The sequence below is a fragment of the Alteromonas sp. ABH4_457 genome (assembly GCF_056160625.1).
Map to the genome: position 1 here is coordinate 16,801 of NZ_JBSWXN010000005.1, position 11,787 is coordinate 28,587.

Sequence of the window (11,787 nt, forward strand, 5' to 3'; positions counted from 1 at the left end):
TCAGTCTTTATCAGGGTAAGTAGTTGTGCTCCTGTTGAAACAGCCACTCTTTCAGGGTAACCCCATATCATTCAGTCAGCGCCGGCTGTGCATTATGGTGATTGCCTGTTTCCTGCTGACAAACGCATTTGTTACCCGCGCATTTGTCGATATTAATTTTGGCAAATTCTGGCAGGCCGTCGCCAGACATGGCGGTAAAGTTAATGCAGGCCGCCAGGCGGGTCTGGAAGGCATGTTCAATGAAGCGCAGAATCTGCCGGAGTCTAAACAGCTTCTTCTGGTTAATGCTTACTTTCGCGATAATGTAACCTACAAAACCGATGATATCGTCTGGAAGCAAAGCGATTACTGGGCATCACCTGCAGAGTTTCTGGCTAAAGAACTGGGCGATTGTGAAGATTACGCTATAGCTAAATACATCTTCCTGCTCAAATTGGGGGTCGCCGAAGAAAAGCTGCGTCTTATCTACGTAAAAGCTAAAGTGGGCGGGCGCCGCAGCACTGTGACTCAGGCGCACATGGTTCTGGGTTATTATGAAACTCCCACCAGTCAGCCTATGATCCTCGACAGTTTAATTTCAGAAGTGTTGCCAGCACGGCAGCGAACAGATCTCATTCCTGTGTTCAGTTTTAACAGTATGGGGATCTGGTCTCCGGGCCAGAAGCAATCATCCGGTTCTCCTTCGGCCAGATTATCACGGTGGCGTAATGTGCTGGACAAAATCAGCTCTGAAGGCATCACAGTAACATCCTGATCCCGCTTAAGCCTGCACGAATCATCGCCGGTGCCGCGGCGGATTGTTGACTCGCCGCGCCGGTGTGGTCAACATAAGGCATGATGTGTCTCTGACTTTATATTGTTGTTCTTATGAAAATCCTCCATTCCTCAGACTGGCATCTCGGTCAGAGCTTTTTTACCCAAAACCGCAAAGACGAACATCAGCAGTTTCTCGACTGGCTGTTGCAGGTTGTAGAAGCGCAACAAGTTGATGCCATCATCGTTGCCGGCGATGTGTTTGATACCGGCACGCCACCCAGTTATGCCAGAGAAATGTATAACCGTTTTGTGGTGGCTTTGCAGGCTCACCGCTGTACCCTGATTGTGCTGGGCGGAAACCATGACTCTGTGTCAGTGCTGAATGAAACACGGGGGCTGCTGTCTTGTCTGAATACCCATGTTATTGCCTCGGTGCTGGAAAACCCGGCAGATCAGGTAGTAGAACTTAAAGATAAAAACGGCGAAACCGGCGCATTTGTTTGTGCGATCCCGTTCATCCGCCCCAGAGACGTGCTGGTCAGTGCTGCGGGTCAGTCCACAGATGAGAAGAAACAGCACCTGGGTGATGCAATCAAAGCTCACTACCGGAGTGTGTACGATGTCGCGGCTGAGCGCCGTGAAATTTCAGGAAAAGCCGTTCCTGTTGTTGCTACAGGTCATCTTACTGCGCTTGGCGTATCAGCCTCGTCCAGTGTGCGGGATATCTACATCGGTACGCTGGAAGGCTTCGCCGCCGACGGCTTTCCGCCGGCAGATTATATTGCGCTGGGCCACATTCACCGGCCACAGAAAGTGGCTAAATCAGAGCATATCCGCTACAGCGGTTCTCCTGTTGCTCTCAGTTTTGATGAGCTGGGTACACAAAAGCAGGTGGTGCTGGTGAGTTTTGAGGGCAGCACAACCCCTGCTATCGAAGCCCTTCCCGTACCGGTTTTCCAGCCTATGGCAGTTATCCGTGGCGATCTGGATACCATTGAGCAGTCACTGAAAGCGTTCACTGATACGGCAGCAACCACCTGGCTGTGTATCGAAGTCACCTCGCAGGGGCATTTGTCTGATTTGCATCAGCGCATTCAGGCAATGACAGAAGATAAGCCGGTAGAGGTACTGCAACTCAGGCGGGTTCATGAAAGGGCTGCAGCGTCGTTGACGGCAGAATATGAACAGGATTTGTCAGAACTGTCGCCGGAAGAGGTCTTTGAGCGGCGCTTGCTGTTAATGGATGAGGCCACAGAGGAAGAGGTGAAAGCAGAGTTGCGTACACAGTTCCGTGAAGTGGTATCGGGCCTTGATGCAGGGGAAGCAGCACAATGAAAATATTGACCCTGCGGCTTAAAAACCTCAATGCGCTTAAAGGTGAGTGGAAGCTGGATTTCACCGGCGCACCGTTTACGGATAACGGACTCTTTGCCATCACCGGTGCTACCGGAGCAGGCAAAACTACCTTGCTGGATGCAATCTGTCTGGCGCTTTATCATCAGACGCCCAGGCTCGGCCAGCTGTCTGCGTCATCCAATGAAATCATGACCCGTGGCACAGGTGACTGTCTGGCTGAAGTTGAGTTCTCTGTTAAGGGCACGGCCTACCGTGCTTTCTGGAGTATGCGGCGGGCACGGGGTCATGCCGGCGGAAACCTGCAACCGGCGGAAGTGGAACTGGCCGAAGTAGAAAGCGGCAAGGTACTGGCTACACAAATACGCCCGAAAGCCGACGAGATAGAGCGGATCACCGGTTTAAACTTTGCCCGTTTTACTAAATCCATGATGTTGTCGCAGGGGGACTTTGCAGCCTTCCTGAATGCGCAGGAAAACGAAAGAGCGGAGCTGCTTGAAGAGCTGACCGGCACCGAAATCTACGGTGAGATTTCCCGCCACGTGCATGAAAAATATAAAGAGGCTGAACAGGAACTGGCATTGCTGCGGGGAAACCGCAATAACATTTCTGTGCTGAGTGATGAGGAAAGAGCGTCGCTGATTTCGGCACTGGCGCAGGCTGACAATACGCTGAAAGAAGCCCGCGAAGCGTGTGAACACTGGCAGAGCGGACTGAACTGGCAGGCCGGTTTTGCGCAGCGCTTGTCACAAAAGCAGCAGGCAGAAGCTGCGCTGACTAAGGCTAAAGATGATCTCACTGCATTTGCGCCGGAGGCAGAAAAACTGCGGCAGGGTGAACTGGCAGAGCAAATTAAACCTGAATATGAGCAACTGAGTGCGGCAGAATCTGAAGTGCAGACATTGCAGCAGCGCAATGAACTGCTGAAAGAGCAGCAACAGCAAAGTGCACAGCACGCAGAAAGCAGCCTTAAAGAGAAAGATCAGTGCACCGCAGCCCTGGAAATCGCGGAGCAGGAAGGAAGTGCCCGCATTGCACTTATTCATAACCGCGTGATCCCGCTGGATAACAATATTGCCAGGCTGACTCAGGAAAAGCGTGAACTTGAATCTGCGCTGGAGCAGCAAAAAGCAATCACCGGTAAACTTGCCGCTGATATAGCAGGGTATGAGCAGGCGGTGGTAAGCATGCATGAGCAACTGACTGCGCATAAAAACTACCTGAACGAGCATCAGGCCGACAGTGTTTTGCTGACGAAGCTGTCAGGCTGGCGCGGACAAATTAATCAGCTTGGCGTGCTCACCGCCAGCGTGGCGACCTCAGAAGAAGAAGCCATAAAGGCCCGTGAGCAGGTTGACAGGCAGACACATCAGGTTGCACAGGCGGAAAAAGCCCGCAATGAGGTTATCAATTTTTATAACGACAAGCAGTCTGCTGTGGTAAAACAACAGCAGACAGTAGATTCGCTGGCCGCTGAGCTAAACGGGCAGCAGATCGAAAAGGAGTTACTGGCCATAGAACAGGGCTGGGCACCGCTTAACCGGGCGATGTCGTTACAACAGCAATACCTGAAGTTATGCGGGAAACAGTCTGAGCACAAAGCTGAACAGGCGAGGCTGCAAAGTGACTACGATGAAGCGGTAAAGCTACGTGGCTTCATGCGCGAAGAATTTGTTGCTCTCAGGCAGTCTTTAAAGGATGTCACGTTATTGCTGAAACAAGAGGAGCAACTGGCAGAGTACCGGATGCAACTGACTGACGGCGAGGCTTGTCCGCTATGCGGCTCATTGTCTCATCCTGCCTCCGGGGAGGTCGCACTGGATGTGTCTGCTACTTTAACCCGCAAACACGAACTGGAAGCACAACTCAAAGAGGCGGAAAGTCGCGGCATTGCGCAAAACGAGCTTTGTGAGAGATTAAGGATCGGACTGGAACAAACCACGCAGGCGCTGGAAAAAGCTGTGCAAGATTCAGATGACATTGCCTTACAGTGGGAAAGCATATCGCAGGAAGCTGGTATTTCTGTTTCTCTGAATGATGAAACCGGACTGACTCAATATGAGCAGCAGCAAAAAAATCGAGGGGCAGCGCTGCGGGAACAGCGAAGCAGAGCAAATCTTGAGAAGGAAAAGCTTGCAGCACTCACGACAGAACTGAACGAGCTGCAACGGCAGGTAAGTCATGGTGAAAATCAGGTAGCACTCGCAGCTGAACGGTTGGCCCAATATCAGAAGCAGGCTGGTGACACACAAAGTGCACTTAAAAGCGCACAACAACAATGTGTTGCGCTGCACAATGCCATAGCGAAAGAAACCGCTGACGCCGGACATCCGTTACCGCCATCGGATTTTTCAGCCTGGCTGGGCGGGCTTGAAGAGAAAGCGCAGCAATGGGCTGATACTAAAGAGCAGGTGACTGCACTTGAGCAGCAGGCATCACAGCAGGCGGTGTATCGTGAAAATGCACAGCAAAACTGGCAGGCAGCAAAAGCGCAGGCCGGTAAGCTGAGTACTGCATTTAACGCTTTATGTGAAACCCTTACTCAGCATCAAACCGAACGCCATGCTCTGGCCGGTACAACCCCGTCGCAAACAGTCATCACGGAAGCGGAACAGCGCATCGCGCAGGCCAAGCAGTTTGCACAGCAGGCACAGGAGCGGGCAACGGCCGCAAAGGAGCATCACACCGGCGTTACATCTTCATTAAACGCTGCTGTTGAAGCGCTGGGATCCGCGCAGCAAAAGACGGAAGAGTTATCTGAACGCTGGCAGATGCAGCGTAACCGGGCCGGTTTTGACAGCGATATGGCTTTTCAAAATGCGTTACTCACACCCGGACTACGTGATCAGCTCAGCCGGGAGAAGCAAACCCTGGAAGCCGCAACTCAACGTCATTCGGCGTTATTTGAAAGCGCCAGTATGCAGTACAACAGCTGGCTCAATGATGAACAGGCCGCATTGTGGCAACAAGCTGACGGCGATGAGTTGCAGAGTAAATATCAGCAGGCGAATGAAGAACGGGATCGCATTCTCACCCGGCGGGGAGAACTGGCTGCCAGATGTCAGGCTGATGATGAGCAGCGTGAGAAATTGTACAGTTTGTCAGAAGGTATAGCGGAAAAAGAACAGGCGTTTGAGATCACATCGGCCCTGCACGGTCTCATCGGTTCCGCCACCGGTGATAAATTCCGAAAATTTGCGCAAGGCCTGACATTGGACAATCTCATTGTGCTGGCGAACCGTCAGTTACAACGTCTGCATGGCCGCTACAGGTTGCAGCGAAAGCAGGCGGACGGTATGGCTATTCTGGTAGTGGATACCTGGCAGGGCGATATCGCCAGAGACACCCGGACTTTATCCGGTGGCGAGAGCTTTCTGGTCAGTTTGTCGCTGGCACTGGCGCTGTCTGATCTTGTCAGTCATAAAACCAGCATTGATTCGCTGTTTCTGGACGAAGGATTTGGTACGCTGGATGCTCAAACACTTGATATTGCACTGGATGCGCTGGATAACTTAAACGCCTCCGGCAAAATGATTGGCGTGATCAGCCATATCGAAGCGATGAAAGAACGGATCCCGGTACAGATCAGGGTGAATAAGCGAAGTGGCCTCGGGATCAGTGAGCTGGATAAAAGTTTCCGCTTTTCCCCTGAAGCCCCTCTTGCCGGATAGTAAAATCCGGTCTGAGACTGTGCTATTCCGGATGCTGTATCAGCCCCAGCGAAGCCAGTGCCAGTTCATGAGCGCCGGCTGATGCGCCGCAAAGCGGGGCGGTATCCGGCATTGCACTGGCAATTACCCTGGTCGGCATCAGTGTTTTTTGTGGAATCGTGTCTTTCAGTGTTTTCATAAAGGCGTCGTGACGGGAAAGCGGACCACCAATCACTATGAGATCCGGATTCACCAGAATTCCCGCGTTAGAAATCACGTGGATAATTTTATCCATAGCCGGATGATCGTACAAAGAACGGTTTTCCAGTAAGGCTTTACCCAGCTGGTTCTCTACCACGTAATCCTGAAGGTTCTTCGAACCATCCACTTTAAAATAGCCCACTTCGCCGGCAATACCCGAACTTCCGCGGATAAGATGTCCGTTGATATAAATACCGGCACCGATCCCCCGGCCAAAATAAAAGAACATGAAGTTCTTCTCGCCGATAGCGTTACCCTGCGAACGTTCCGCCATGGTTGCCCAATTCACATCGTTATCAATAGTAATGGGGCAATGGAACATACTGGCAAACAGAGAGGGAAAATTAATGTCGTGGGCGAGGGGGAAAGGGGCACCGTGCAGAGGTAATACCTGGCCCGTTTCAGAATTCACCGGGTCGGCAATCGATATGCCTATGGCGAGGACTGCGCTTTTCGTTCGTGCAACCATGTCTTCAGCCATGGTGGTCAGTTTCTGGAAGAAGGCTTCGCTGCTGTCAATTCGGGTAGACGGTACGTGTGCTGCTTCTACATCGTAATCGGGTATGGCGTGGCCGTTAAGCGCGGCTAATTTGAACTGCTCTTCTGCAACAATATTTTCAGCCAGGTCGGTGAGGCGCATCTGAATGTGCTGACTGTCCAGAGCAACAGACAAGGTAACACCCCGGTTGGCATTAATTTCATAAAGTATACCTGCACGGCCCTGTTTATTCTGGGTTTTCTTTTTCGTTTCATTGACCAGAGACTGGCCCTGCAAACGTCCTGCAGCCTCTGAAATAGTGGGGCGGGAAATGCCGGTAAGCTGAGAGATGGCTGCTCTGCTCATGGGGCCATTTTCGCGAAGACAGCGAAAAAACTGTCTGTCTGTGTCCAGTGCCAGGCCTTGCTGTTGGAGACGCTGACTCGATTGCTTGTGTACGGGCATAGTATTTTTGTTATGGAACAGCTCGCGCTGTTTTATCCTGTTGTTGAATAATTGTTAACGGTAAAAGGACTTTAAAAGCCGTTTTTGTGACACACATTGTTAAAACCAGATCGCTGTTAAAGAGTCTTCTGCACTAAAAAAGTTCAGGGTTTACCGCTGTTTGTTTTTTGTTCTTTTTGCGATAATTCAGGCTTTACGGAACTTTCTGGTTTCTTTACATTTGTGTGACAGCAAAGTCAGTTTTATTATTGTTTTTTGCTTTGCACCATTCCCTTTTCAGGGGCCTCTATCATCTTCCGGTTATATTCTCTATAACTAATGCTTATATTTTTCCTTTATTTTTCATAGCAAATTTTCAGCCTTTTCAAACAGTGACTTATCATAAAAATTTAATATGACCAATCCTTGCACTCCGGAGAGTTGTCACCTTTACTTAACCTGTATTTGTAAATAAAAAGTGCCTGACAGGCCATTTATTCTAATCAGATACAGATAGTAAAATCTGCATTTACCCGCTCATTTAAGACTAAAGAATACTTCAATTTCAAGAAAAAGGTTAATTTTGTTAGGCAACCTAACAAAATACTTGCAATTGCTTCACAAGGCGGGCTATAACTACACCGTTACAATTCGTTAACGTTAAATGGCGGCTTGTAACGCGTTACATTGTGAGAATGGGATCACAACGTAGCGGTTTGCACAGCGAGTGCGTGATGGGGTTGAGTGAACTGATTGACCAGTGTTTTATGCGCGGTAGTCATCCTCCTCATAAGGGACACGCACTTTAATTCACGTGTGAAAACTCAACTGGAAACCAAACTATGTTTAATAAAACAAAGCTATCTTGCGCAGTGTCAGGGGCACTCTGCGTAATGGTCGCATCACCTGTATTTGCTCAGGACGCACCAGAACAAGTAGAACAGATTGAAGTACGCGGTGTTCGCGGAAGTTTGTCTCAATCTATGAACGTAAAACGTCAGTCTACCGGTGTTGTTGACGCCATCTCTGCTGAAGACATGGGTAAATTCCCTGACACCAACCTGGCAGAATCTCTGCAGCGTATCACTGGTGTTTCTATCAACCGTGTAAACGGTGAAGGTTCAGAAGTTACCGTTCGTGGTTTCGGTGGTAACTTCAACCTGATCACATTAAACGGCCGTCAGATGCCTGCTGCGAACGTAGCATCTATCACCGGTAACCCGCTTGACCAGGGTGCTTCCGGTACAACCCGTTCTTTTGACTTCTCTAACCTGGCATCTGAAGGTGTAAGTGGCATTGAAGTTTATAAGACTGGCCGTGCAGCCGTACCATCAGGTGGTATCGGTGCAACAATTAACATCAATACGTTAAAGCCACTGTCTCAAGGTGAAAACCGTGCCTCTATCGGCGCGAAAGCCATGAAAGACTACAGCGGTGACGGTGTGACACCAGAATTAAGTGGTGTTGCGAACTGGTCAAACGATGACAACACATTTGGTGTAGCTGTGTTCGGTTCTTACCAGGAGCGCGACTCCGGTAGCCGCCACATGAGTGTTGAGAACTACCAGCTGTACAACTGGGATTCAACGTCTCCTGGCACTTTCGGTCTGGTAGACGGCGCTAACGTGACTAACGCACCTGCGGAAGGTCAGTTGGTTGCCATGCCTTCTAACTTAGGTTTAGGTGTTAACGAAGATAACCGCGAACGTATGAACGGTATGGTTACCTTACAGTTCGCACCTTCAGAAACTCTGACACTGACCGCTGACGCAACTTACGCCAGCAACGAAATTAACTCTACCTCTGTTGTTGACGGTGTCTGGTTTGCCCGTCAGTTCACGGATATGGAATTCGATGGTAACCCGGTTGTTGCCACGCCAATCCGTTTCACTGAAGATATCGACGGTGGTAAAGACTTCTTCTTCCAGAACCTGGTGATGGCCGCTAAAGATGAACTGACATCTTTCGGTTTCAACGCTGACTGGTGGGCAAACGATTCACTGAACCTGCGTTTCGACGCTAACATGGCGAATGCAAAATCTGGCGGTAACGGTCCTTACGGTAAAAACGTAATCCGTTTCAACGTAGCAGGTGCAACTGCCGGCTGGCAAACCATGGACTTCGGTCTGGATATGCCTCAGGCAAGCATTGTTGTTGACGATTCTGTTAAAGGTAACAACAACGGTATTTTCGACCTGGCCGATGTTGGTCCTCAGGTTACCCGTGCCATTTCTTCTGATCAGGAATCTGACGTTAAACAGTTCCGTTTCGACGGTACCTGGGACGAAGGTTCTGACGTAAAAGTTGACTTCGGTATCGGCTACATGGCGACAGAAATGAATCAGCTTCGTTATGAAACTGAAGCGCAGCTTGGTGGCTGGGGTGTTGCTGATGTAGGTAATATTCCTGAAGGTCTGCTGGAAGTGACTTGTACAGCTTGTGCATTTGAAGATCACAACATGAGCGGTGTTGCCGGTGCGGATTCAATTGCCCAACCTGCAGGTTCAACCACTATCCCTCTGGGTAGCGTATCATTCCGCGGTAACGCAGTAGACCTGCTGAACGCTGTTGCGCCGGCGTATGGCTTCACCCCGGGTGATCTGCCTTCTGTTGGTGCTCAGAACAACACCGTTAAAGAAGATATCCTGTCTCTGTACGCGATGGCGACAATGGACGGCGAAATCGGTGGTTTCGAAGCTAACTTAGTGGTTGGTGCCCGTTATGAGAAGACAGACGTTGAGTCTATCTCTCTGCAATCTGTACCAGAGCAGATCATCTGGTTGTCAGATAACGACTTCACTATCAGCTACGGCGATCAGACTGAAGCGCTGTCTCAGGACCACTCATATGAAGCGTTCCTGCCAAACATCGACTTCTCGGTTAACCTGACTGACGATTTGAAAGCCCGTGCGTCTTACAGCATGACGCTGGCTCGCCCTGCGTATAACCAGATGTACACAGCTACCAGCATTGGTGCGCCTGGTCGTCCTACTTACTTAGGCGGTGTGGCATCAGGTAGCCGCGGTAACGCTGCGCTGGATCCACTGGAGTCCAACAACTTCGACCTGTCACTTGAATACTACTACGGTGATTCAAGCATGGTGTCAGTAGGTTACTACCGTAAAGACGTAGACAACTTCGTTGGTACACAACAGGTTTCTCAAACTCTGTTCGGTCTGCTTGATGCGACTTCAGGTGCTGCCGGTACTGTTTCAGGTGAAGCTATTGCAGAGCTTGAAGCACGTGGTATCGAAGTAACAGAACGTAACTTCTTCACCATGTCTGCACTGCTTGCAAACCCTGACGTGTTCCCTGGTGGCGCTGATGAGTTCGAAGAAGGTCAGGCATTTGCTGATGACGTATTCGCTAACAACAATGTTGAGCCAATGGCAGGCGACCCTGAAATGGCCTTCGAAGTTACTCAGCCTGTAAACAACCAGAGCGCACGTATCTCCGGTTACGAGTTTGCATGGCAGCACTTCTTCGGTGACAGCGGTTTCGGTTACCAGGCTAACTTCACCATCGTTGACGGTGATATCGGTTACGATGTAGGTGCTGATCCGGCAATTGACCAGTTCGCACTGGAAGGTTTAAGTGACTCAGCTAACTTAGTACTGATTTACGAAAAAGACGGCCTGTCTACCCGTGTTGCTTACAACTGGCGTGACTCCTTCCTGGCGGAAGTAAACCGTGGCGTATCTTCTGTTCGTAACCCATTGTTCATCGATGAGTACAAGCAGGTAGACGTTAACGTAAGTTACGACTTCAGCGAAGACCTGACAGTAAGCATGGACGTAATCAACCTGTTCGAAGAAGGTTCACGTCAATACGGCCGTAGCTACAACAACACGTTCTTCATCCAGGAACTGGACAGACGTATTGTACTGAGTGCCCGCTACAGCTTCTGATAGCTGTCAGCATCCGGTCACAATCCTCCCGGATTGTGACCTTTGATTCTCAGGCCGGTGTGCCCTCGCATGCCGGCCTTAATCCTTACAAACATGACATTGCGCCTGACGGGGTAGCGCGATAACATCCTGCGTATACCTTTCGCTCAACCCGCAGTAACGGGGACCAATCTATGTCTAAACCAGCTGTTCTGAATAACGTCGATCATAAAGATCTGAAAGTTAATACCCGTCCGGGAGCTTTTTCCGGCCATCAGGTAAACCGTACCCGCGTATTCGCGTCTGAAATCAGTGAGCTGCACAAAGAGTTTCCGCTGGTATTTTATAAAGATGCCGACAGTGGCGAGTTGCAGATCCACAGTATTCTGGGGCTAAGCAAGGACGAAAACCTGTTCCTGAGTGAAGACGGATGGACAACCCGTTATATTCCTGCCGTGCTGGGGCGCGGACCATTCAGTATTGCCTATCGTGAATCTGATGATGCCGCACCGGAACCGTTTATTTGTATTGATATGGACGATCCCCGAGTTGGCGAAGAAGGTGAAGCGGTCTTCCTGCCAATGGGTGGCGAATCCGGTTATCTGAATTATGTAAAAAAGGCATTGCAGACTATTGAAGCCGGTGCCCAATACAACAAAACTCTGTTTACCCTGGTGGAAGAGATGGAGCTTCTGGAGCCGGTGAACATTGAGATTAAGCTCAGCAATATAGAGCAGGTGAATTTCTCTAACTACTATTCTGTCAATCAGGAAAAGCTTTCTCAGCTCGACGGTGACAGTCTGGCAAAGTTAAGTCAGTACGGTATGCTTGGCCCGCTTTACTTTATTTTATCTTCACTGGGTAATTTTCAGCGTTTAATTGATCTGAAGAACGCAAAATCTGCGCTGATTTAGGTACAGTGCTGGTCCGGATTGTCAGTGCCGGCTGGTACTGACAT

Annotated in this window: 6 protein-coding genes; 5 read left to right on the forward strand and 1 reads right to left on the reverse strand. The window is 50.0% G+C overall.

Annotated features, from left to right (window positions below):
• Positions 1-25: 25 nt before the first annotated feature.
• The 3 genes from ACXAGR_RS12860 to ACXAGR_RS12870 all read left to right on the forward strand — a co-directional run bounded on the left by ACXAGR_RS12860 (position 26) and on the right by ACXAGR_RS12870 (position 5,780).
• Entirely contained in the window at positions 26-754 is a 729-nt protein-coding gene (locus tag ACXAGR_RS12860; protein ID WP_474846420.1) for a transglutaminase-like cysteine peptidase, read from the forward strand.
• 113 nt (positions 755-867) lie between these two features.
• Complete coding sequence (gene sbcD, locus ACXAGR_RS12865) at positions 868-2,091, forward strand: exonuclease subunit SbcD (RefSeq protein WP_474850857.1); 1,224 nt, start codon at positions 868-870, stop codon at positions 2,089-2,091.
• Positions 2,088-5,780 (forward strand): AAA family ATPase, encoded by a 3,693-nt coding sequence (locus ACXAGR_RS12870; protein WP_474850859.1) that lies wholly within the window; start codon positions 2,088-2,090, stop codon positions 5,778-5,780. The genes sbcD and ACXAGR_RS12870 overlap by 4 nt, the downstream gene beginning before the upstream one ends.
• Before the next feature lie 22 nt (positions 5,781-5,802).
• Here ACXAGR_RS12870 and ACXAGR_RS12875 read toward each other — a convergent pair whose 3' ends face one another.
• Entirely contained in the window at positions 5,803-6,864 is a 1,062-nt protein-coding gene (locus ACXAGR_RS12875) for an ROK family protein (RefSeq protein WP_474846414.1), read from the reverse strand.
• Positions 6,865-7,835: 971 nt separating this feature from the next.
• Between ACXAGR_RS12875 and ACXAGR_RS12880 the strand changes: the two genes are divergently transcribed.
• Positions 7,836-10,850 carry a TonB-dependent receptor gene (locus ACXAGR_RS12880; RefSeq protein ID WP_474846412.1) on the forward strand — a complete coding sequence of 1,005 codons (3,015 nt, stop codon included), beginning with the start codon at positions 7,836-7,838 and terminating at the stop codon, positions 10,848-10,850.
• Between the two features lie 173 nt (positions 10,851-11,023).
• Positions 11,024-11,743: a SapC family protein gene (locus ACXAGR_RS12885; RefSeq protein WP_474850861.1), complete on the forward strand. Its 720-nt coding sequence runs from the start codon at positions 11,024-11,026 to the stop codon at positions 11,741-11,743.
• Positions 11,744-11,787 lie beyond the last annotated feature (44 nt).

Coding starts and splice junctions, on each gene's coding strand:
- ACXAGR_RS12875 (WP_474846414.1), bottom strand. CDS start 6,864: ATGAGCAGAGCAGCCATCTCTCAGCTTACCGGCATTTCCCGCCCCACT.
- ACXAGR_RS12870 (WP_474850859.1), top strand. CDS start 2,088: ATGAAAATATTGACCCTGCGGCTTAAAAACCTCAATGCGCTTAAAGGT.
- sbcD (WP_474850857.1), top strand. CDS start 868: ATGAAAATCCTCCATTCCTCAGACTGGCATCTCGGTCAGAGCTTTTTT.
- ACXAGR_RS12880 (WP_474846412.1), top strand. CDS start 7,836: ATGGTCGCATCACCTGTATTTGCTCAGGACGCACCAGAACAAGTAGAA.
- ACXAGR_RS12885 (WP_474850861.1), top strand. CDS start 11,024: ATGTCTAAACCAGCTGTTCTGAATAACGTCGATCATAAAGATCTGAAA.